Origin of the sequence: Kosmotoga pacifica, from assembly GCF_001027025.1 — a bacterium.
GTDB lineage: Bacteria > Thermotogota > Thermotogae > Petrotogales > Kosmotogaceae > Kosmotoga_B > Kosmotoga_B pacifica.
Window position 1 is genome coordinate 256,457 of record NZ_CP011232.1, and the last position, 22,801, is coordinate 279,257.

Consider the following 22,801-nt stretch of genomic DNA (forward strand, 5'->3'; position numbering starts at 1 on the left):
CTCTATTCCACCACTGCATCGGGATAGGCACGGTATTGTTATTAACAACATGTGTTATTATTTCAGTATTGATGAATAATCAGGTTGTGTGTTACTATATAGATGGAAATTATACACATAACGTAATATAAGTTCTGCACTATTAAGTAATTTAATAGGCAGAATTTTCTTACCCCCTGTAGTGCTGCTGACCGGTGTATTTAGATGGTTTGCGCCGGTCAGCTATTTTAAATTTTAAAGTGATTGCTACTTTACAAACAAACCAGCAAATAGAAAGAGTACAGCAGAAAGAACACCTGAGATAAGAGGTGTTTCAAGCCAACCGAGGACAATTCTTTTTATTGTTTTCGCGTTTACACTCACAGATCCCCTGGCGAGACCGGCTCCAATTACGGCTCCTACAATAGCTTGCGAAGTGGAAACAGGCACTCCTACAAGAGCATAAATCCAGACCGTTACAGACTCACCAAACACTGCTATGACCGCCGAAAATGAATCAAGAGCTATTATTTCCTTACCAACGGTCAACATTACTCTTTTACTAAAAGTAAGTACCCCCAAGGCTATGCTAACACCACCAATGAGTGCAGCCAGTTCAAAGGGAATTAGACCCGCGAAAATCCCGGTAACGTTTGCCACGTTATTAGCTCCAAGAGCGTATGAACCATATGCTCCAATAATAAGAGCTGCTGCCTTTATGGTTAAATCCTGTACACGTAATGAATTTATCCTGTTGAAATACCTGGCAAATACTTTGTATCCTAAAAATCCGAATATTATTCCACCTATCGGTGTACCCAACCAGGCGAGCACCACTTTCACCAGAACATACCACTGAACATTTGCTTTTATCAATCCAATACCAATAATAGAACCAACCATAGCCTGTGAAGAAGAGACAGGCAGACCAATCCAAGTCATTATTGTTACTGTAACGGCAGCAGCCAATGCTGTAATAGCTGCCGAGAGCATTGTCTGTGAGCTTATACTGCTTATTGTTTCAAGCCCTTTTGAACCGTTCACAAGTGCCCCAATGACTATGAAGATAGCCGAAATTATCGTAGCGACTCTAAAACGTACGATTCCGTTTGTAACAGCTGTTCCAAATACATTCGACGCATCATTTGCACCCAGAGACCATCCAAAGAAAAGAGCAGGTATAAGGGCAAGAAACATATAATCACTCCTAGCTTAATATATAGATATATATTATCACAACAAAAAGGCGCGCCACTAAGGCGCGCCGATCAATGTTGAAAAATCAACCGTAAAAACCTAAGTCAAGGGAGTGCTTTTCGTAAATTTTTTCCATCAGCGCTTTAATAATGGCAACATGTCCTTTTTCCCAGTCTCGTAGTGTAATCAGCAGCGCGTGGAGAGACTCATCCTCCAATTTTTTAGAGGCTCTGTCGTAATATTCGACGAAGTCCTTTTCAATGAGATACGCCATTCTTAAAATGGACAAATCAGCCAGGTCGCTGGTATATGTGCCTTCTGATAGCGCTTGAGATGTGAGTCTTTTTTCAAAAGTTTTGTCGCTATCGTCGACTGGAACCGAAACAGGCTCACCCTTTGGCAGTTGTTCAATGAGTGTCTCTATATATTTTACGTGCGCGGCTTCCATTTCCATTAAATATTTGAACGTCTCTTTTGCTAATGCCTGATTTACTTTTTCCAAATTACTCTTGTAAAATTCTTGCCCGGCTTTCTCAAAGTTCAAAGCGACCTCGAGAAGCTTCCTTGCTTCATACATCTTATCCCTCCTTGTTCCTGAGAAACTCGTCTATTCCGATAGCTGCTTTGTGACCATCGGCTACGCCGTGGATGATATCCGGGCCATGTACAATATCACCACCAGCGAATAGCCATGGGATAGATGTCTGACCTTTCTCATTAACGAGAAGTCTACCTCTAACAAATTCGAGTTTTTCACTGAGCTCTTCAGGAAGATAGCTATAATCGGGTGCCTGACCAATCGCTTCTACAATCATTTCGCCTTCAATGATCGTGACATCACTTTCATCAAATTGTGGGTTAAATCTGCCTTCTTCATCGAAAACGCGGGTACAGGCAACGGTCTTAAGTCCCACGATCTTTCCGTCTTTGATAACGACCTCCTTTGGTCCACGAGAGGGGAAAAACATTATACCCTCTTCTTTGCCCTCAACGATTTCTTCGAGGTCAGCGGGCATTTCTTCCATAGATTCAAGGGAGGTGACTTTCACGTTAATCTTTTTGCCTTCCATCTTCTGGAGCCTTGCGACGCTCCTGGCAACGTCCATCGCCACATTTCCGCCGCCAATAACGATGAGGCTAGCGGGTATTGGAGGTTTTTCCGCATTTTCAGGGTCACGCAGATAGTCCCTAATTTTCTCCAGTAATGGAAGAGCCATTAAAACGTTTTTGTGATCCGTTCCAGGCACTCTTGTGGACCTTCCCGTGGTGAAGCCAGTACCCAGAAAAACAGCGTCGTATTTTTCCTTCAATTCGTCCAGAGTAATGTCTTTCCCAACTGTTGTATTGCATTTGATCTCGACTCCTAAGGCCTTTATGACTTCGATATCTTTATCGAGGGCTTCATCAGGCAACCTGTACCTTGGAATCCCATAGCGCATAACACCACCAGGAAGAGCTTTGGACTCGAAGATCGTTATACTGTAACCCATAAGAGCGAGGTAATATGCCGCAGCAAGACCGGAAGGCCCTGCACCGATGATGGCAACCTTACCTGTACTTTTTTTGACTATCTCTTCTTTTGCGTGCCTGATTATATCTTCTGTACTTTCCTGATCGATGATATAGCGTTTCAGCCATCTGATAGCCACTGGCTCACCTCTGTGTCCAATTGAACAGACAGTCTCACACTTGTGCGTACAAACACGACCACAAACTCCCGGTAATGGGTTAGTCTTATATATCCAGTCTACTCCCTCGGTCGTGTTATCCCTGTACACGCTCTCGATATAGCGCGGTATATCCATATTAGCCGGACAGACGTCGATACACAGCTCACAGTCTACACAGCGTGATGCTTCCACAATTGCTTGTTCCCTTGAGTATCCTTTGACAAATTCTATAAAGGAATCTACCCTATCTTCGCCAGGCAATTCTTCCATTTCTACTCTTTCAAGATCCAAAAGATCTGAGTTCTCATCGCGTTGGTAGCCCAGCGGTGGGTTGTTGTGGTGGATACCTGTCTCATCCGGCAGGAAGAAAAAGGTGTTCGGGTCATCGGAGATGTGAATGTATTCCCTTGTCATATTTAGAGAACCGGTTGTGCAGATATCAACACACATCGCGCAGAAAGTACAACGCCCATAGTCTATTGCAGGTCTCTGCGCTTTCTTTCCGGGCTCCACGGTTATGTCGACAGGTACCATTTTTATCGCATCTGTAGGACACACTTTGGAACAGGTAGAACAGCCAGAACAGAGTTCCCAGTCATTTACGTGGAAGCCCCTGTAACGAGGAGCGGCCTCGCGATATACTTTTGGAACTCTAATTGTAACCGGCTTTGTGAACAACCTTTTCCAGGCTATTGTGGGTCCCCAGAATGATTTTTTAAAGGTTTCGTAAACACTCACGCTACCGCCTCCTCACCTGTCGATCTCCGGTGAACAGAAGTCCATTGTTCCGAGCCAGAGAGCGACGTCTTCAATTCGTGTACCGGGAAGTTTGTTTTCTACCCCATAAAGACCTTGAGGATAAGAAGCACCACGGACGTGGATTCTATACGGTTTCTCTCCACCATCTGAAACGACAAAGTATCCGTATTCCCCTCTTGAAGACTCTACATGAGCGTAAACGCTTCCAGCAGGTACCCTGAATCTGAGGGCGCTTCCTCTGGAGAACCTCACGTTCACAGGTCCTTCTTTGGGCATCATATCAATACACTGCCTTATTATTCTGATGCTCTGCTGCAGTTCCAAGTACTTTAGGGTGAATCGGGCATAACCGTCGCCTTCTGTAGCAGTGGGCACTTCGAATTCTACTTTGTCATATCTGGCATATGGGTCTACTTTTCTTATGTCGTACGGAAGTCCTGTTGCTCTCAATCCTACACCAGTAACTCCCATCTCCAGAGCTTCTTCTCTGGTGAGAACACCTAAGCCTTTCGTCCTGGTTCTGATTACCCTGTGTTTTAAAAGCAGATTTTCGTATTCGTCGCTCCTGCTTTCTATATAATCCAGAACTTCAAGAATGTCTTTTTCTATACCCTGTGGGAGATCTTTTCTCACGCCACCGGGAATGATGTACATATGATAAATCCTGGCGCCAGTAATTTTCTCGAAGATATCGAGTATTCTATCCCTGTCTGGCATTACCCAATAAGGCATAGTGTACAGACCTGTTGCTCCCCCGATTCCCCCCATAGCCATCAAATGGGCGGCTATGCGAGCGAGCTCAAGAATAATCATTCTGATCCAATGAGCCTTTTCAGGGACCTCAATACCCGTCAGAGTCTCAATGGCCATGGCATACACCATCTCATTTATGTCGGGTTCAGGAACGCAGATTCTTGGAATAAGAGCAAGGTTTTGCATCCAAGTTCGTCGCTCCATGAGTTTTTCAAAGCCCCTGTGCAAGAAACCAGGCACTAATCTAGATTTAACAACAGTATCCCCTTCCACGTACAAATGTACGCTGGAATTTCCGTGCATACCAGGGTGGTTAGGTCCAAGAAAGAGTTTGACTTCCTTACTCATCGTTTTCACTTCCTTTTACAAGAAAGTCTACTTCGTAAGCCCTATCGGGGAAATGCTCTTTGGAGTATTTCTCAGGATCAAAATCTTTACGCATAGGTGGTATTTCTTCCCAGCTTTCCAGAATAAGCGGTTTTAGATCTGGATTACCTTCGAACTTGACCCCAAAAAATTCGTGAATGTCACGTTCGTAGAACTTGGCGGTAGGCCAGATTTCCATAATGGTTGGGACAACTGGCTTCTCCCTACTGGTTCTTGTTTTGACCATCAGGGTAGTTCCCGTGTTCCAGTTGAACAGGGTATAGACTATTTCAAACTCCTTTTCTTCTATCCAGTCTATGCAGGTGATCAGGGACATGTGAGAAAAACCTTTTCTCTTGAGTGTTTCGAGAAAGGAAACAACCTGTCTTTTTTCTATACTCACCGCATATTTTCTATCGGAGATTTTTTCAAAACTCACCTTTTCGAATAAAGAGCTAACTTCGTTGAAGATAACCTCATTCGTGGAACTCATCGTGGATGTACACCTCCCCGAGAGCGGAAAGCTGGTTTTTCTTATACCACTCGTAATTCTCTTGATATCGCTTCCATCCGTCCGCCTCACCTCTGTCTATTTTCTCCATGAGTTTTTTGAAACCCGAAACTATTGCTTCCGGTCTGGGCATGCAACCCGCGAGATACAGGTCTACTGGAATGTAAAGGTCCAGCTTGTTGATAGTTGCGTATGAATCGTAGTAAATACCACCATTGAGGGTGCACGATCCAAACCCTACAATATATTTGGGTGCCTGCATCTGTTCGTATGTATATATAACTCTTCTAAGCGTTTTAGTACTCAAATACCCGGTTATAAGCAGTATGTCTGCCTGCCTTGGGGTCGCCATGGGGCTGATACCGAACCTTTCCATGTCAAACCTTGATGTCATTGTAGGAGGCAGTTCTATCGCTCCACAGCCGGTACAGTAATAAAGCATCCAGAGAGATCTGGCTCGGAGCATGTTAGCGACTTTTTCCCAGGCCGATTGCTGTTTTGTCATTCGATTCACCTCCCTGAGACGGATATAACGATGAGTACCTGGACGAAGGAGAGTATCAAGGGCCACTTCCAGTAAAATTTCACGGCCTGCTCTACCCTGAATCTCGGCATGATAGCTGAAATAATTACAGCCAGGAAGTATACAATAAAGAATTTAAGTAAGAACTCCCAGATGTTTCTTCCGCCACCGAGGAAGAGATTTACAAACATGCCAACTTCAATAAAGGTTGCGAAAGAATGCTGAATCAACAGCATCCCGAGATATTTTCCACTGTACTCAACCAATGGCCCTGAAGCAATTTCAGCAGGCGCAATGAAACTATCGAACGGTTTTTTACCGAGCATTCCCAGAAGGGATATAAAAGCGACCAAAGCACCTATGGGCATAACAATGGCATTATAATTACCCGATTCTATTTGCATTCTCGCCAGATCGGAGAGCGAGGAGTTCCTATACTGGAAAAAGACGCCCAAAAGTACAATCATGAAGGGAAGCTCGTAACCAAGCATTTGTGTGAGAGCACGTCCGATACCTATTCCTGCATTTGGGTTGCCTGAACCCACAGAGGACATTGCCATACCAAGAAGACCGATAGCGAGTAAATAGATGACCACAAAAACGTTATCAAGTCCAGGGAAAACGACTAGATTTCCGGCTGGTATGAACAACACCGTGGCCACAGTACCTCCAAAGGCCATCAGCAAGCCAAAGTCAAAAATGAAACCATGGGAAATGGAATGTTTCGTTAGACCTTTGAAAATATCAATAAAATTCTGCCAGAAGGGAGGTCCGTATCTTCTTTGAATGCGAGCTGTTATTTTTCTTGCAAGCCCTTCTAGAGTCACAGTATAAACAAACGCAAGTACAAGTAATGCTACGCCCTTCAATATTGTCATCATGCATCACCTCAACCACCAAAAGGCTACGAGCAACGTAAGCATACCAAGAGCCACATACCCCTGTGGGCTCTTTGGATAAAATAGCGTTCTCAAAAGCGCCCCAAATTCCTTGATTTTATCGGACAGGGAAGACAACCAGTCTTCCATTGAAGGCCAATTTTCAAACATCCTATCGAAAGGTCTGTACATCTTATAAACAAAGTGATAAAGCTCTGCAGTGTATATGAATTCACCACCCGTATAGGTGTCCATAAGCTCCACTTGCTTAGCTTTTTTACCCATCATAAAGATAATCAAAGCAATAACGAAACCAACGAAGAAAACTGTGGTAACTACGACAGAATCCCATTCACCGGTCATCGCAACGATTTTAGAGAAGGTAACCTCAATGGTCCCTGTACCGACCTGTTCAGCGATCTTATTTATATATGCGATGGCATTGCTTGGGAGAATCCCCCAGAACACGGTGAGAAGGGTTAGAAGCATCATCGGAATAACCATTGGAAGGGGCGCTTCTTTGACTTCTCTATGCTCGGGTTTTAATTGCCCTAGGAAAATGCCTGTTAGTGGCTTGAAAACATACATGAACGATCCGATGCTACCAAAAAAGGCTGCAAAGCCAAGGAACGGAAGACCGTCTCTCACGAGCTGTTGATAGATAAGCCACTTCGAGACAAATCCACTTGTCGGCGGAATCCCTGCAAGAGAGATTATGCCAACCAGGTAGGCTATAAAGGTGAATGGCATTTTGAAAATCAAACCACCCAGTTTATGCAACTCGGTTGTTCCAGTTCGATATATTACCGCTGCAAAAGCCATAAATACGGCTGCCGTCGCAAGAGCGTGGTTCAGTATATGCATTAAGCCTCCTATTGTTGCATAAGTACCTCCAATTCCAAAGGCGAGAAAGAAATAGCCAGAATTTGCAACAGACGAATATGCCATGAGTTTCTTCGCGTCTTCTTGTCTTATGGCCAGGACTGTACCCAGAATGATTGAAATGCCTCCGAGCGCTGCCATTATATAGTTAGGTAAAGGCACGCCACGAAGCGCGGGCATGTTTGCGAAGAGTTCCACGCTGGGAAGCAAAATCACCGTTAGGAAAAACACGTAATCACCAATTTTTGAAAGAACACCCGCAAAAACAGGAGTAAATTCATCGGGTGATTCAGAATACGCTCCTCTTCTCCATATATGAAGTGGAAAAGCACCTGACTTCGCCAGAGCCATCACTCCAAAAAGCACATAAATCGTTATCTGGAATGCTGAACTGGTATCAGATAATGCTTGACCGACTGCAGAATATTCCAGCGTGCCGAATTTTTTGTAAAGCATAAACACCGCATACATGAAAGAATATGAACCAACTGCTCCCGTTGCAACGTATTTAAGAGCTTCTTTCCAGGAATATTTGCGATCCTGAACGATCATGATCAAGGTTGCCCAGGTCATTATTTCGACAAAGATAAGCAATGTGAAGAAATCTGCCGCGAAAAATGCACCTAATGCCGCTGCAGAGATGATATTGAAAAGAAAAACCTTTATGGCACTTTTATGCTTGATTGGCAACATGAAGAGAGTTGTAAGGGCGATTACGAGCATGACAATGGTTCCTAAGAACCAGCTGAGTGGTGTGATACTGAAATTCAGTTTTAAGTTTCCAAATAACTCAACCCACTCATATTGGGAAACAACACCCTTATTGAGTAACAAAATGCCAAAAATTGCGATTTCTTCTATCATGAGCAGAACATAAGCCAGCATCTTGCTCATTTTTGCCAGTAAATATAGAACAGGAGAGGCTACTACCATTGCAAGTAACAGTCCAGTGAGTTCCATTCACATCCCTCCCGTAAGGGCCTTCCCTGCCTGGTAGGCAAACTCTCCGACCCTATTAAAAAGATCAAGATCGCTTCCAGGGACAACACCCAGAACAACGATAATAACAACTAACAATATTCCCGTAAGAACCAGACCAAGAGGTGCTGTGATCTTCTTAGTTTCCACAGCAGCGGTCGGTCTCACGAAATTGAAAATCCATCTGAAATAGTAAGTGGCTTCAATAGCTGCTGTTAGAAGTATTACAGCAGGAATCCACCAGTTTCTATCCATTGTTGAAGACACCACATAAAGTTTCGATCTGAAACCAAAGAACATTGGCATCCCGATAATAGTAAGAGCGCCGGTACTGAAGAGCAAGGAGTAGATAGGGGCTTTCCTACCAATACCCGCAATTTCTTCAAAGGCATCGCTTCCAACAATAAGAATCAACTGAGAAGCCACTGCGAAAAGTATGAGTTTAGCAAACCCGTTGTTTAAAAGCAACATAATAGAACCGGTAAATGCCTCTCTTGAGCCCAGGCCAATGAGCATGATCACTAATCCAGCTTGTGCGATGCTCGAGTATGCGAGCATCTTTTTCAACCTCTTTTGCCCAAATGCAAGAATTTCTCCGATTACGGCTGTCACTACGCCCAGCAGCATTATCAGATTGTTCAAATTCTCAAAATTTATAACGAAGACGATCACACGAATAAACGCGGAAACCATGACGAGCGGAAACACTGATGCCAGTATTGTTGACCCTCTGCCAGAAGCATTTGCATAAACATCTGGTGCCCAGGCGTTGAATGGAAATAGCTTCGTCTCAACACCAAGTCCTACCAGCATGAACAAGCCAGCAACTAACAAAACATCAGGGTTCATTATGCCTCTTGAGATTTTCGAAGCCGCATCTGCCATATTCAGAGTTCCCAACGAAGCATAGATCAATATGATACTGAGTAGATAGAGAGAAGATGCGATTGCACCGATTATCAGGTATTTCAACGCCGCGAACTTACTGGTTCTGTTACTTCCAGAAGCTGCCATTATGTATGCAGAGATGGCGGCAATTTCCAGAAAGACAAAAAGATTAAAGAGATCTCCGGTTAACAGGATACCGTTTAGCGCAGCCAGTGAAAGGCTAAAAGCAACGGACATCTTATCACGTTTTTTCAACACCTCTTCGGAAGTGGCAACAAGCGCCAGAAGAAACAGTGTGTTGGCAGAAAGCAGCAGTATCCTAGTCAAGTCATTCAGTACGAGGTTTATCCCGTATGGAGGTATCCAGCCGCCTATTATGTAGCTTTCCGTTCCGTTTCCAACAAAGAGGACCGCGCTGGCGATGACGTTAAACATTGCAGCTATCCATAAAAACGCTCTTGACAGCTTTCCTGTAAATACACTAATGAACGCAAGTCCTAATGGCACTGCAATCAACCAAACGGGGTTCATGCCTTATCCCCCCTTATTTCGTCCAATTCGATGGTTCCATAGGATTCTTTCACTTTCAGAACTAAAGATAGTGCGAGGGCTGTTACACCGACGCCGATAACAATCGCCGTCAGGACAAGAGCCTGAGGGAGAGGGTCTACGAAGTTCATCGTACTCCTGTTGACAGCCGGAGAAAGTATTGGAACTTTCCCATCAGCCACATATCCAATGGAGACAATGAAAAGGTTCACTCCAAGTTCAGCTATGTTCAATGAAACAATGAGCTTGACCAGATTCTTTTGCGATAGCAGACCATATATTCCAATGGCAATTAGCACAAGAGAAAAGTACTGAATCATTCCTCTCCCTCCTCTGCGAAAAAGTCGTCAAGGAGTCCGGAGAGCTCTGCTCCTACCTTTAGGCCTATTATGGAATAAACAACAGGTATTATCCCGGCACTGAGAAGATCACCAACTGTGCCGGTTGGTAGAAAGTTCTGCAAGAAAGAACCTGTCACGAGGAGTCCAGCGATACCGACTGCAACATATACGAACCCCATCGTACCTTCAAGGACTTTCAGAGCTTTAGGAGCTCTCTTTTTATCATCTACCAAAAGCATGAGGAGCATACCCGCAGCGATTATCGTACCGCCTGGGAAACCGCCTCCAGGAGTCAGGTGTCCATGGATGAATATGTAAGCGCCAAATACCAAAAGTAGGGTGGCTACTATCCTCGCAGATATTCTGACTATTGGATTCACTGAGATGGGAAGAACTTTCCTTCGGCCGCCCCCTATAAGGATGGCAACACCTGTTGCTGAAAGAAAGAGAACAGTAACCTCACCGAGAGTATCAAATGATCGATAGTTGACTACTATTGAAGTCACCACGTTCGCAGAACCACTTTCGGCATCTTTTGTTTCACCATAGATTATTTCACCGTTGTCTCCGTTGACAGATTTGGAAATGTATTTCTCAGAGACGCGTTCAGAAAGATCTACTTTCCCAAATTCAGGAATACCTTGAAGTGTTTCTGTGTCAGAATTAAGGACGCTGATAAACATAATGAAGAACAGAAATGCAATCAGCGCAGCGATGAATTTCTTCATTTTGATTCCTCCTTTCCCAATCTTTTCAAGGTAAGGAGGAATATTGCTGTTGTGAGCCCCGCACCAACAGAAGCTTCCGTGATAGCTACGTCTGGAGCTTTAAGCAAAACAAAAGAAACAACAGCGAGCAGACTGGTCAGCGAGAGCATCACAATAGATGTTAAAAGGCGTTTTGCTTCGATGGCAACGATAGAGCTCACCACGATAACTATGCCGATTATGAAGGAAATAATATTCACTCCTCTTCACTCCCCTCTTTGGGAAGGTATTCTCCCATGTCCGTTCTTGGGTCGGGCTTAACACCAGATTTCAAAGAAGCCCTTGCCAATGCCGAACTCCCAACAGGATTCGTAATAGCTATGAAAGCGACTATCACTATCGTTTTCAACAGCCATTCGGGGTGAATGAAGCCTACCCCCAGTATGAATGAAAAGGAGCCAAGGGTAGTGGCTTTGGTACCTGCCTGCAATCTGTTGTACACATCAGGCATTCTCAGTACACCAAGCCCTCCGAGGAGATAGAAAAGCGAACCGATAGTCATTAGTGTGTATCCGATTATCTCCATGATCATTTTCTCCCCTCCAGATACCGCGCCACAACCACCGTTTCGAGGAATGAAAGTGCCGCGTACACAAGTGCTATATCAAGGAAGAGCGGGTTTTCTTCTATGAGCGCGAACAATACGATGACCCCGGTGACAATGACGTTCATGATATCCAAAGCTGCCACTCTATCAGAGAGGGTTGGACCGCGGAAGATTCTTAAGAGAGCAAGAACTGCGCCAAAAGCGATTAGTGAAAGGAAGACAATCAGGGTTGTCATTCGAAGATCCCTCCGATCTTTTCTTCAAAGCTGCCCACGATGGCTTTCTTTATGTCTTCCGTATCCACGGCCTGCTTGTCGATCCAATGGACGAAAATTCCTTCTTCGTCTATATCGAGACTGAGAGTGCCGGGGGTAAGCGTTATGGAATTCGCAAGGGTCAGCTTTGAAATTTCTCCCTTCAATTTCACAGGTACTTTCACGATAGCTGGGTTTATGGGTAGGTTTGGGTTGAGAACTCTTTTTGCAACATCAAGGTTGGCTTTGACCATTGCGACGATGAAAACTGGTAGATACCCGAAAATGAACTTAATTGCCCTTATCGGGAAATCAATACCAATTTTCATCTTCGAATAGCGTGCCATAACGGCTGCTACCAGCAATGCGACGACAAGGCCCATAAGCAATTCCGCAGAGGTTAAGCTTGTCGTAAAACCTATCCACATTAGGTAAGTCACCACAAAAACAGAAAGAAAATTCAGGGTCATAACATACCCCCTTCTTGTGAAATTGTGAAATCCATAACTTGTGTTATTTATATCTTACCATAACCCCGTAAGGGTGTTACGATATTTTGTTAAAATAAAGAAAACAATCAGCTATACACCAGCCCTAATGGGCAAAAAATAGCAGCGGAAGGTAACGGTAGGTTTTCTGTCTTAAGAAAGCCAGGGGTATAACGTTATTCTGACTTTTCTCGTTTCATTAAATATGTGCGTTTGTCGGCAAGTTTAAGCAGTTCGTGGAAGTCCTTGGAATCATCGGGGAAGCTTGCTATACCATAAGATATTGATACAGGTGTGGTAGTTTCTATACGTTTTTTTATTCTTTCTATCACGTTTCTCGCCGCGTTTTTTTCAAGAGGCAGCAAGATCACAAATTCATCGCCACCATATCGAAAGGCGCGATCGACCCCAGTTCTCGTTTCAGAGAGAATAATATCTCCGATCTTTTTCAGTACCCGATCCCCTTCTGAATGGCCATGTTTGTCGTTCACGGCCTTGAACCTATCCACATCTATGAACACGAGAGAGCAAATATCTGTGTCAAAAGATGTCTGGTCATTTATGAACTTGTTGAGCTCATGACGGTTGTACAGACCTGTTATTGAATCTTTTTCTGCAAGTTCTTTTGTTTTCGAAAAAAGTATGTGGCTTTCCCAAAGGACGGAATATTGCTTTGAGAAAATTTCGGCAACTTTCTTCTGCAACCTTGATATAGGTTTTTTGTCGAAATAATTATCGAGTAGAAAGATTCCAAAAAAGCGCATGGATGTGAAGACCGGCACAGCCAACATTTCACCAGAAAAACCGAGTTTGTTTCTTAGGGTTTCAGGAAGCTCTTCCACGCTCTGTATATGATACATTTTTTTCTTTTCCACGATTTCCTGCAGAGAAGTTCCTTCAAACTCACTGAAGGTTATTTCAATACCTTTGACTCTTTTTTCTAACCGAGATTCGAATGCCTTTTGATTGTAATTTGCAAAGAAATCTGAAAGCCCCATGTCAAGAAGCTCTATTTCTTCCCACACACGATGGGCCTCCTCATTGTCAGCGGGTCCAAAAGCACTTGTTATCTCAAATTTTTCTTCCTTCGGTACATAGTGGAGAAAGAAAGCTCTGTTGAAAGAGCCACAGTATCCGGCAGTGAGTCCCGTGAAAACCGCGTAAGTGATTTTACCCCAATCCAGGGATCTGGTTGCCTCAGACAATAAAGCGTTCAGGTTCGATAGAGCGTTTGAAAGATTTGCGGCTTCGTAAAAGAGAGGAAAGAGTACTTCCTTCCCTTTATCCGTTGAAAGCAGATGGTAAATGATATCCTCTACGCTTCTTTTTAGAAGCTCGTAACTCAATTGTGTTCCCTTTTCCACTTTGATGAAGGCACTCTGGTCCCGAGGATCATCCACATATCTCACGCTTTGAATCGGGATTTTCATCTTTCTCAATGCTTTGACAAGCTGAAAAACAGCATAAGGGACCTGCGAAGGGTCCCTATGTACCTTCAGTGAAACATCGAATTTTATATTGAGATTTTCACTTAAATAGATTACCATTGGGGGTAAATGCGCTTTTCTTACCCTTATTTCGAACTCCTCACTGAACAAGCTTGACACCTCAATAACCTATCAGCATTTTTGAAAGTTCATTTTGACGCTTGATGAGTTCCTGGAGTTCATCGTCTTTAATGTGTCCGTGCTCAATCCTCAGCTCTCCGTTTACCATAACAAAATCAACCCTACCAGGATCACACATCACCACAGAAGCCACAGGATCAGCAAGCCCTCCCGCGAGGGAGAGTTGGTTGAGGTCGAATGCAATGATATCGGCAGCTTTTCCTGGTTCAATAGATCCTATGTAATCATCCATCCTGAGGACTTTTGCACCGCCCATGGTTGCCATGTATAGGACATCCCTGGGGGTTAAAGCATCAGCTCCCTTTGCCACACGCTGGAGCATCATCGCGTTTCGCGCTTCGAGCAACATGTTACCAGAATCGTTGGAGGCGCTACCGTCGACGGCCAGTCCGATGCGTATATTGTTGTCTTTCATCTCCCTAACGGGTGCGATACCAGATCCAAGTCGCATATTGGAAGTTGGACAGTGAGCCATACCACAATCATTTGCCGCCAGTTTCTTTATGTCTTCATCAGAAAGCCATACAAGATGGGCAAACCAAACTCTCGGATTCAACCAGCCTATTTTTTCCATGTAATCAATAGGCCTGAGCCCAACCTTTTCAAGACAATATTCCTCCTCATCCTTTGTCTCCGCGAGATGGGTGTGGAGGAGGACATCATATTTCTCGGCTAGTTCCAGCGTCCTTATCATCGACTGTTCTGTTACCGAGAAGGGCGAACAGGGAGCGAGGGCAATTCTCGTCATGGCGTATTTCTTTGAATCATGGTACTTTTCGATGAGCCTGACGGAATCCTCTATTATCTCTTCTTCTGTCTGAACAACGGAATCCGGCGGCAAGCCCCCATCTTTTTTCGATAGTGACATGGAACCTCTCGTGGGATGAAACCTTATTCCACACCTTCGAGCGGCATCTATTTCTGAATCGATGAAATTGCTCTTCCCTCTGGGGTGAAGATAAAGCATATCGGTTGTTGTAGTCGTCCCTGTGAGCATCATCTCGTAAATACCAACAGCGGCACTCACATAGACGGCTTCGTTATCGATGTTCTTCCAGAGCTCATAAAGGTACACCAACCAATCGAACAGCTTTGCCGATGACACCGCAGGCACATTACGGAAAAGCGACTGGTAGAGGTGGTGATGGGTATTCACAAAGCCCGGTAATACAACCCTTCCCGAAAGATCAATTACTCTATCCGCAATAGGGGCTTCACCCGTTCCCACTTCTTTTATGACGTTATCTTCAATGAGTATGTAAGCATTTGAGAGTTCCTCCATTTTAGAATTCATAGTAGCGAGTTTTTCAATGTTTTTAAGAACTGTCTTCATTCTTTCACCTCCGATTTAATTCTATCATTTTGAAATTTTCCACCAAATCCCTTCCCTTGCGAAATCACGAATTAAGAAACAATTAAGCCCATAAAAACTAATTCTTTGTATAATTTTTAATGAGGTGTTTTCATGACTCTATCGAATAGTGAATATAAAAAAAACTCGGTATGGGATTCGCTTGCTTACTATCGAACAAGGCACCCTTTCAAAAGGGGAAAAAATCCCGCTTTACTCGTGATTGATGCTCAGAAATACTTTTTTAATAACGTTTCACGAGCTTTTGTTTCGGATTCAGTCAGCGTCTTGCCATATATTGAATCTCTTGTAAATGCTTTTAATAATAGAGGGTTACCAGTATTTTTAACACGCCATGTAGACGTGGAAGGAGGTCCTATGCACCGCTGGTGGGGAACAGTTATGAAATCGACGGATCCAATGACAGAGCTAATTATTGAAAATGGTGAGATAATAATAAAGCATTCGTATGACAGTTTTTATCGAACGAATCTATCCAAGAAACTGAAAGAAAACAATATTGACCAGCTGATAGTTTGCGGAGTGCAGACACATTTGTGTGTGAGCACTACTGTACGTTCTGCCTTCATAAGGGGGTTTAATCCCGTGGTCGTAGTAGACGCTGTTGCGTCTAAAAACAGGGAACTGCATAATGGCGCATTATTAGAGCTTGCTCATGGATTTGCGATGATTGCCACAACCGGGGAGGTCATGGCGTGTTTGTAGAAGTAGCCATCGTCGGGGCAGGGCCAGCAGGAATAACCTGCGCCATTCAACTGGAACATCATGGGATTGAATTCTCGTTAATTGAGAAGGAAAGAATCGGTGGATTGTTACTCAACGCCAATCTTGTAGAAAACTTACCACTGTTGCCACCAATACCGGGCAAAGAGGTTGTGAAGATGCTGAAAAATACTCTCGAAAGGCGAGGAATAGATATCCTTTATGCGACCGTCAGAACGATTGAGAAGATTGGGTCAGGGTTTGTGCTTCATCACAGTGATGGCATCATCCAGTCACGCTATATCGTGCTAGCCACGGGTACTTTACCAAAGCGGATCAAAGCGTTTGAAGTTTCACCACGAATTGTTTATGAGCCTTTCAAGCTCTTTGATGTTGTGGGGAAATGCATAGCCATTGCAGGTTCAGGGGAAGCGGCTTTTGATGCTGCTTTGAACCTTGCAAAACGAAACAACGTGGTACTGTTCACTAAGCACGAGCCCCACAAGGTTTCGCCAAAGCTTATAGAGAGGGCCTCGAAACTGAAAAATATCGAGCTGAAACTTTGTGAGCCGGTGAAAAGCGTGCAGGTAAAAGGTGACGGCCTTTTGATAAGCACAAAAGCTTCATTGGCTTTTTACGATTACCTCTTGATAAGCATTGGCAGAAGAGCGAACAATGGCATGATATCCGAAGACTTGTTGAATTGCGAGGAACTCTTTCTTGCAGGTGATGTAAAGCGAGGTGCTCTTGGACAGGCTACGATGGCTATGGGCGATGGTATGGAAGCTGCGCAGAAAATTATAGAAAGGTTGAGAAGGAGGAATCGCAATTGAAAATCCTCAAGCAGTTTGGTAGAGATGATATAGCCTGGGTCTTTCTTGGTGAGACATCAAAAGGCAATCTGGTGGAATTCGTGGAATCCGTCCAGCCACCCATTCCGAGGGAAGAAAAAGAAGTGGTGATCATTTCCACCCTCGTAGGTTGCCCTATTGGGTGCTATATGTGTGATGCTGGCGGTTTTTATCATGGGAAACTCACCGTCGATGAGATGCTCGAGCAGATCGATCACGTGGTTCTGAATCGGTTCGGGCGTTTCTCCGTGCCTTCCAAGAAGTTTAAAATTCAGTTTGCGAGAATGGGAGAACCTGCTTTGAACGATGCGGTTCTCGAAGTGCTGGATACATTGCCAGCGCGTTACGATGCACCGGGTCTGCTTCCTTCCATATCCACAGTTGCACCGGTGGGAAGGGAGAGCTTTTTTGAACAACTTATAAAGATAAAGAATCGACATTACAAAGGCCGGTTTCAGCTCCAGTTCTCAATACACTCCACCGATCCTGATCAGAGGGACAGAATAATCCCGATTAAGAAATGGAGCTTCGAGCAGATAGCCGAATTTGGAGAGCGTTTTTACACTGAGGGAGACAGGAAGGTCACTTTGAACTTTGCCCTTGGGAAGGATAATATCGTTGATCCAAAAAGGCTCGCTGAATTTTTCGATCCTGGAAAATTTCTTATCAAGATAACCCCCGTCAACCCAACATACAGGGCCATCGAAAACGGAGTTGAATCGGGTGTAGATGTGAAGTACCAAACGCTACCATATCATCCAAGACTTCTTGAAAGCTTACATGAAATCGGTTTTGAAGTAATCGTAAGCATAGGGGAACTCGAAGAGAACAAAATAGGTAGTAACTGCGGTCAGTACGTTCAAAGACATCTATTGAGTGATCTTCAGATATCAGGTGCTTATGAATTAGCAAGAAATTCAAAGATAGTCTAGAACTAAGGCCTTCTGATTTCCTTATTTTTTATGTATGCAAATTTTGGCATTCGAGTTTGAACAAGTATAATTTTATGTAATACGTTTTACTCTGCAGGGAAAGGACTGATGGGATGGAAAAGAAGATTTTAGAGACCGCTGAGAAATACCGTGAGGAACTGACAAACTTCATGAGAGATTTAGTCAGGATTAGGAGTTACTCTACGGAAGAAAGAGATGTAGTTCAGAGGATCAAGCAGGAAATGGAAAAAGTGGGCTTCGATGAGGTAATCATCGACGGAATGGGTAATGTCCTTGGCAGAGTTGGAAATGGAAACAAGATCATTGCTATGGATGCCCATATCGACACTGTTGAAGTTGGGAATCCTGAACTGTGGGATGTAGATCCTTTTGAGGCTGTTATAAAGGATGGGGTAATATACGGTCGCGGTGCCAGTGATCAAAAAGCTGGCATGGCCTCAATGGTGTATGGCGTTAAGGTAATGAAGGAACTCGATTTAGTGGGGGATTTTACCCTTTATGTAACAGGTACAGTGATGGAAGAAGACTGCGATGGACTTTGCTGGCAGTACATTATAAAAGAAGAAGGAATCAAACCTGACTATGTAGTTATAACCGAACCTACCAATCTAAACATTTACCGTGGACACAGGGGAAGGATTGAACTCCAGATTAAGACAACAGGTATGTCCTGCCACGCTTCTGCACCTGAACGAGGGATCAATGCTATTTATAAAATGAGCAGAATAATACAGGAAATCGAGAAGTTAAATGAAAGGCTCAAAGACGATCCGTTCCTTGGTAAAGGTACCATCGCCGTTACACAGATATTCTTTAAATCGCCGTCTCACAACGCTGTTCCAGATGAATGTGTCATTCAGCTCGACAGACGCCTTACCGCAGGGGAAACTCGTGAAATTGTTATAGAAGAATTAAAAGGCGCAATAAAAAGAGCTGGTGAAGAAGCGGAAATCATCGAACTCGAATATAGAAGACCTTCTTACACTGGTCTCGAATATCCAACGAAGAAATACTTCCCCACATGGGTTATGGACGAAGATCACGAAATCGTGAAAAAAACTGTTGCTGCTTACCGTGAAGTTTTTGGTGAAGAGCCACTGGTAAATAAGTGGACCTTTTCGACAAATGGCATTGCTACGGCAGGAATGTTCGGTATTCCCACAATTGGCTTCGGACCTGCAAATGAAGTCCATGCTCACAGTCCCAGTGATCAGGTGCCGATTGAACACCTGGTAAAAGCCGCAGCGATGTATGCTTATCTTCCATTAAAACTATCTCAAGAACAATAAGGAGGGGTTTTTGATGAGTAGCATGCTCAGGGGACGTCATTTCATAACCACGCAAGAATTTGCAAAGGATGAAATCGATCTGATGCTGGAACTTTCGTCAGATCTAAAGCGTAGATTTGCCGTTGGTGAACTTACGCCCTGGTTACTTTACAAAACGGTTTTTATGATCTTCTTCGATGAGTCGACAAGAACACGCAATTCTATTGAAGCTGGTATTACACAACTCGGCGGACATGCACACTTCCTGAATCCAAAAGTCATGCAGACAGCCCACGGTGAAGTTGCGCGTGATACAGCGATGATCTTGTCGAGATTTGGCCACGCTATTGCTGTGAGACATTGCGCATACAAGATTGGAAATGCATATCTAAGAGAACTGGCGAAATACTCCTCGGTTCCGATACTCAATCTTCAGGATGACTACTATCATCCCATGCAGGTACTCGCAGATATAATGACCATTCGTGAAAAGTTCGGGCAGAATACCCGAGGCTTGAAAGTCACTATCAGTTGGGCGTACGCGGAAAGTCATCTGAAACCTCTTTCCGTGCCTCAATCACAGATACTGCTATTCCCAAGATATGGCCTTGACGTGACGCTGGCATATCCCGAGGGTTTTGACCTGATGCCAGAAATTGTAGAACAGGCAAAAAAGAACGCTGAAGAAAATGGGACAAAATTTGAAATAGTACATGATATGGATGAAGCCTTTAAAGATGCCGATATCGTCATTCCCAAGTCCTGGGGTGGTTTCTTCATTTCTGACGATCCCAAAAAGATCATGGAAGAAACGCGAAAGCACAAAGACTGGATATGTACCCCAGAACGCATGAAACTCGCTAAAAAGCATGCCATTTATATGCATGCCCTTCCGGCTGACAGAGGCAGGGAAGTTGTCAACGAAGTTATAGATGGTCCGCAGTCTGTTGTGATCGACGAAGCGGAAAACAGGTTACATACTGCAAAAGCCGTAATGGCCCTCACTATGGGGGGCAGGCCGTGAGCTACGACCTCGCTTTAAAGAGAGGAACACTCTGCGACGGGTTCAACATCTGGACCGGTAACCTGTACATTTCGGACGGCAAGATCATGGCCATAACGCCGCCTGAAGAGAACTTCAAGGCCAGACAGTCTTATGACTGCTCTGGCCTTTTTATCTTCCCGGGATTTATCGATCCACACGTACACTTGAAGCTCGATCTGGGAAAGTACATATCTTCCGATGATTTTGAAAGTGGTTCTGCGGCAGCGTTGAGTGGTGGGGTAACCACTTTCTTTGACTTTACCGAGCCCGTGCGAAGCATGAATGATCTCAAAACATTCTTTGAAGAAAAGCTTACTCAAGCAGAAAAATCAAGGATAGATTATGGATTGCACTTAACCCTTGGAGGCAACCCAACTTTTTCGATGGAAGAACTGGTGAATTTTGCTCTAGATAGCGGTATGCCTTCGATAAAGATCTTTACTGCCTATGGTGATAGTAATAGGCGCACAGATCGCGGACATTTGTATGAATTAATGATACTGTCCGGTAAAAAAGGATTGGTTGTACTAGTACACGCCGAAGATGATGAACTTATAAATCAGAATTCCAAATGCTTTCCTAACGTTATTGAGCATCTATCAGATATTCGCTCCTCTGAGAGCGAACTCCTTGCAGTCATCGATGTGGTCAAGCTGGCACAGCTTGGCGGTGGACAGGCTTATATCGTCCATCTTTCCAGTGGATTGACTCTATCCGAACTTTTCAAATGTGGTTCTGAATGGAATAAAAATGTCGTTATAGAAACCTGTCCTCAATACCTGGTATTGAATAATACCAAATTACGCGGGGAAAATAACTATCTCTATAGCTTTTGTCCACCACTCAGGAGCGAAAATGAAAGGCAAATATTGTTGAAGTTTTTTAAAAACGGAAAGGTTCAAACCATAGGTACTGATCATTGCCCTTTCAGTATAAAAGAAAAGAAGGAAAATGCCCCTGATTTAAGGAACATTCCTTACGGGATTCCATCGCTTGGTTTTACTTTTTCGTTGTTGAGAAGCCATATCTCTGATCCGCTGTTACTCGCACGATTGCTCAGCGTTAATCCGGCGAGGTATCTGGGAATATTCCCGGAAAAAGGCTCATTGAAACCAGGAACAGATGCAGATCTTGCCGTAGTTGATATGGAGAAGAATTGGACCATTAGTAGACCATTGTTTGGAAGAGCTGAATATTCGCCGTACTATGGACTTACTGTGAAAGGAAAGGTGAAAATGACTTTCCTCAGGGGGATGATCGCTTACGATGGAAAAGAGATAACCCTCGATCCTGGAACAGGACGTTTCTTAAAAAGGAGAGCCATATATTGGGGGGATTGACTTGATTATCAAAAACGTTTCCATATTCACCGGAAAAGATTATATTGAGCAAGGTTACGTAGTCATATCCGGAGAGAACTTTTCCTCTGTCGGCGCGGGAGAGCCTTTGGAGAAAGAAGATAAAATTATAGATGGTCAGGGTAAGCTGTTGATGCCCGGATTTATCAATGCCCACGCCCATATTTACTCTACTTTCGCGCGGGGAATGATACTCGATTATTTCAATCCTTCTTCGTTCACAGAGTTACTCGAACAGTTGTGGTGGAGGCTTGACAGAAAGCTAACCCTGCCAGAAATAGAGCTGAGTGCATACGTTGCCGCTATTGAGTCCGTTGAATCAGGGGTCACTTCTCTCATCGATCATCATTCCTCACCATCTGAAATCAGAGGGTCTCTCAGAGCTATTGCGGATGCAGTGAATGCTGTAGGTCTCAGGATAGACAGTTGTTATGAGGTATCCGATCGCGACGGTCTCAAGGCTGCGGAGGATGGAATAGCAGAAAACATCGATTTCTTCGCTAAAAGGAACGAATTCAGAAGTGCTCATTTCGGTCTTCACGCGAGTTTCACCCTCGGAGAAGAGACCCTGAATAAAGTTTCTGAAGTGTCGAAGGGGAAAGTACCGATTCACGTTCACGTAGCAGAAGGCCCGGAGGATGAAGAAAACAGCCTGTTGAGGTATGGGAAGAGAATAATTCACCGTTTTCAGGAACACGGGCTGACCACACCGGGTTCCATTTACGCGCATTGCATACACATCAGTAACGATGAAGCGCAAATTATAAAAGAGAGTGATGGATATATCGTTGTTAATGCTCAGTCTAATTTAAACAACGGTGTTGGCATATCTTACTGGCCGGATTTTTTAAAGATGGGCGTTAAAGTTGGTATTGGTAACGATGGCTTTGGCTTTAACCTTGCAAAGGACCTTCGCTTTTTCCTGTTGACCCCGCATCATGAGAAGAGGGATCCAAGGGTTTCCGGCGTGAATGACCTCATAAAGACATTCTTTAGAACCAATGCAGAAATCGCCACACGTTCATTTGGGAAAGAACTGGGGTACATAGAACCAGGTCAAAGGGCTGATTTCGTACTCATCGATTATACCCCGCCAACGCCTATTGAAAGAGATAACTTCATCGGACATTTCTTCTACGGCGTCATAGACAATCTGAAGGTAACTGATGTTTTTGTATCTGGAAAACAAATTGTGAGCGAAGGTGAAATTGTAACGGTCGATAAGCAGGCGATTTATAGTGAAGCGAGAAAACTCGCCAGCGCACTCTGGAAAAGACTGTGAAAGAGGGTGTTG

At 44.0% G+C, this 22,801-nt stretch carries 24 protein-coding genes; 7 read left to right on the forward strand and 17 right to left on the reverse strand.

The window, feature by feature from the left end:
- Nucleotides 1-246 precede the first annotated feature (246 nt).
- The 17 genes from IX53_RS01235 to IX53_RS01315 all read right to left on the reverse strand — a co-directional run bounded on the left by IX53_RS01235 (nucleotide 247) and on the right by IX53_RS01315 (nucleotide 15,291).
- Nucleotides 247-1,176: an inorganic phosphate transporter gene (locus tag IX53_RS01235; RefSeq protein ID WP_047753802.1), complete on the reverse strand. Its 930-nt coding sequence runs from the start codon at nucleotides 1,174-1,176 to the stop codon at nucleotides 247-249.
- An 85-nt stretch (nucleotides 1,177-1,261) separates the two neighbouring features.
- Nucleotides 1,262-1,753 (reverse strand): ferritin-like domain-containing protein, encoded by a 492-nt coding sequence (locus IX53_RS01240; protein ID WP_047753803.1) that lies wholly within the window; start codon nucleotides 1,751-1,753, stop codon nucleotides 1,262-1,264.
- 1 nt (nucleotide 1,754) lies between these two features.
- A complete protein-coding gene (locus IX53_RS01245; RefSeq protein WP_047753804.1) occupies nucleotides 1,755-3,584 on the reverse strand; it encodes an FAD-dependent oxidoreductase in 1,830 nt (609 codons plus the stop codon).
- 12 nt (nucleotides 3,585-3,596) lie between these two features.
- A complete protein-coding gene (locus IX53_RS01250; protein WP_047753805.1) occupies nucleotides 3,597-4,706 on the reverse strand; it encodes an NADH-quinone oxidoreductase subunit D in 1,110 nt (369 codons plus the stop codon).
- Nucleotides 4,699-5,217, reverse strand: a complete 519-nt coding sequence (locus tag IX53_RS01255) for an NADH-quinone oxidoreductase subunit C (RefSeq protein ID WP_047753806.1) — start codon at nucleotides 5,215-5,217, stop codon at nucleotides 4,699-4,701. Before IX53_RS01255 ends, IX53_RS01250 begins: the two co-directional genes overlap by 8 nt.
- Nucleotides 5,201-5,740, reverse strand: a complete 540-nt coding sequence (locus IX53_RS01260; protein ID WP_047753807.1) for a NuoB/complex I 20 kDa subunit family protein — start codon at nucleotides 5,738-5,740, stop codon at nucleotides 5,201-5,203. The genes IX53_RS01255 and IX53_RS01260 overlap by 17 nt, the downstream gene beginning before the upstream one ends.
- A gap of 5 nt (nucleotides 5,741-5,745) precedes the next feature.
- On the reverse strand, nucleotides 5,746-6,636 hold the full coding sequence (locus tag IX53_RS01265) for a respiratory chain complex I subunit 1 family protein (RefSeq protein WP_179944404.1): 891 nt from the start codon (nucleotides 6,634-6,636) through the stop codon (nucleotides 5,746-5,748).
- A gap of 6 nt (nucleotides 6,637-6,642) precedes the next feature.
- Complete coding sequence (locus IX53_RS01270) at nucleotides 6,643-8,478, reverse strand: proton-conducting transporter transmembrane domain-containing protein (RefSeq protein ID WP_047753809.1); 1,836 nt, start codon at nucleotides 8,476-8,478, stop codon at nucleotides 6,643-6,645.
- Nucleotides 8,479-9,915 carry a complex I subunit 5 family protein gene (locus IX53_RS01275; RefSeq protein WP_053001091.1) on the reverse strand — a complete coding sequence of 479 codons (1,437 nt, stop codon included), beginning with the start codon at nucleotides 9,913-9,915 and terminating at the stop codon, nucleotides 8,479-8,481. It lies immediately after the preceding gene.
- Nucleotides 9,912-10,253: a sodium:proton antiporter gene (locus IX53_RS01280; RefSeq protein WP_047753810.1), complete on the reverse strand. Its 342-nt coding sequence runs from the start codon at nucleotides 10,251-10,253 to the stop codon at nucleotides 9,912-9,914. The genes IX53_RS01275 and IX53_RS01280 overlap by 4 nt, the downstream gene beginning before the upstream one ends.
- The gene (gene mbhE, locus IX53_RS01285; RefSeq protein WP_047753811.1) at nucleotides 10,250-11,002 is read right to left on the reverse strand and encodes a hydrogen gas-evolving membrane-bound hydrogenase subunit E; all 753 of its coding nucleotides are present in this window, start codon (nucleotides 11,000-11,002) and stop codon (nucleotides 10,250-10,252) included. Before mbhE ends, IX53_RS01280 begins: the two co-directional genes overlap by 4 nt.
- The gene (locus IX53_RS01290) at nucleotides 10,999-11,241 is read right to left on the reverse strand and encodes a Na(+)/H(+) antiporter subunit B (protein ID WP_047753812.1); all 243 of its coding nucleotides are present in this window, start codon (nucleotides 11,239-11,241) and stop codon (nucleotides 10,999-11,001) included. The genes mbhE and IX53_RS01290 overlap by 4 nt, the downstream gene beginning before the upstream one ends.
- Nucleotides 11,238-11,567, reverse strand: a complete 330-nt coding sequence (gene mnhG / locus IX53_RS01295; protein ID WP_047755345.1) for a monovalent cation/H(+) antiporter subunit G — start codon at nucleotides 11,565-11,567, stop codon at nucleotides 11,238-11,240. Before mnhG ends, IX53_RS01290 begins: the two co-directional genes overlap by 4 nt.
- 2 nt (nucleotides 11,568-11,569) lie before the next feature.
- Nucleotides 11,570-11,824, reverse strand: a complete 255-nt coding sequence (locus IX53_RS01300) for a cation:proton antiporter (RefSeq protein WP_047753813.1) — start codon at nucleotides 11,822-11,824, stop codon at nucleotides 11,570-11,572.
- Entirely contained in the window at nucleotides 11,821-12,312 is a 492-nt protein-coding gene (locus IX53_RS01305; RefSeq protein ID WP_047753814.1) for a Na+/H+ antiporter subunit E, read from the reverse strand. Before IX53_RS01305 ends, IX53_RS01300 begins: the two co-directional genes overlap by 4 nt.
- 194 nt (nucleotides 12,313-12,506) lie before the next feature.
- A complete protein-coding gene (locus IX53_RS01310) occupies nucleotides 12,507-13,928 on the reverse strand; it encodes a GGDEF domain-containing protein (protein WP_047753815.1) in 1,422 nt (473 codons plus the stop codon).
- A 10-nt stretch (nucleotides 13,929-13,938) separates the two neighbouring features.
- The gene (locus tag IX53_RS01315) at nucleotides 13,939-15,291 is read right to left on the reverse strand and encodes an 8-oxoguanine deaminase (protein ID WP_047753816.1); all 1,353 of its coding nucleotides are present in this window, start codon (nucleotides 15,289-15,291) and stop codon (nucleotides 13,939-13,941) included.
- Nucleotides 15,292-15,423: 132 nt separating this feature from the next.
- Between IX53_RS01315 and IX53_RS01320 the strand changes: the two genes are divergently transcribed.
- The 7 genes from IX53_RS01320 to ssnA all read left to right on the forward strand — a co-directional run bounded on the left by IX53_RS01320 (nucleotide 15,424) and on the right by ssnA (nucleotide 22,789).
- Nucleotides 15,424-16,035 carry a cysteine hydrolase family protein gene (locus IX53_RS01320; RefSeq protein WP_047753817.1) on the forward strand — a complete coding sequence of 204 codons (612 nt, stop codon included), beginning with the start codon at nucleotides 15,424-15,426 and terminating at the stop codon, nucleotides 16,033-16,035.
- Entirely contained in the window at nucleotides 16,026-16,865 is an 840-nt protein-coding gene (locus IX53_RS01325) for an NAD(P)/FAD-dependent oxidoreductase (protein ID WP_047753818.1), read from the forward strand. Before IX53_RS01320 ends, IX53_RS01325 begins: the two co-directional genes overlap by 10 nt.
- Nucleotides 16,862-17,815, forward strand: coding sequence for a radical SAM family protein (locus IX53_RS01330; protein ID WP_047753819.1), 954 nt, complete (start codon nucleotides 16,862-16,864; stop codon nucleotides 17,813-17,815). The genes IX53_RS01325 and IX53_RS01330 overlap by 4 nt, the downstream gene beginning before the upstream one ends.
- A gap of 113 nt (nucleotides 17,816-17,928) precedes the next feature.
- Nucleotides 17,929-19,125 (forward strand): YgeY family selenium metabolism-linked hydrolase, encoded by a 1,197-nt coding sequence (locus IX53_RS01335; protein WP_047753820.1) that lies wholly within the window; start codon nucleotides 17,929-17,931, stop codon nucleotides 19,123-19,125.
- Nucleotides 19,126-19,138: 13 nt separating this feature from the next.
- Nucleotides 19,139-20,128 (forward strand): ornithine carbamoyltransferase, encoded by a 990-nt coding sequence (locus tag IX53_RS01340; RefSeq protein ID WP_047753821.1) that lies wholly within the window; start codon nucleotides 19,139-19,141, stop codon nucleotides 20,126-20,128.
- Nucleotides 20,125-21,489, forward strand: a complete 1,365-nt coding sequence (locus IX53_RS01345) for a dihydroorotase (protein WP_047753822.1) — start codon at nucleotides 20,125-20,127, stop codon at nucleotides 21,487-21,489. The genes IX53_RS01340 and IX53_RS01345 overlap by 4 nt, the downstream gene beginning before the upstream one ends.
- 1 nt (nucleotide 21,490) lies before the next feature.
- The gene (gene ssnA / locus IX53_RS01350; protein WP_047753823.1) at nucleotides 21,491-22,789 is read left to right on the forward strand and encodes a putative aminohydrolase SsnA; all 1,299 of its coding nucleotides are present in this window, start codon (nucleotides 21,491-21,493) and stop codon (nucleotides 22,787-22,789) included.
- Nucleotides 22,790-22,801 lie beyond the last annotated feature (12 nt).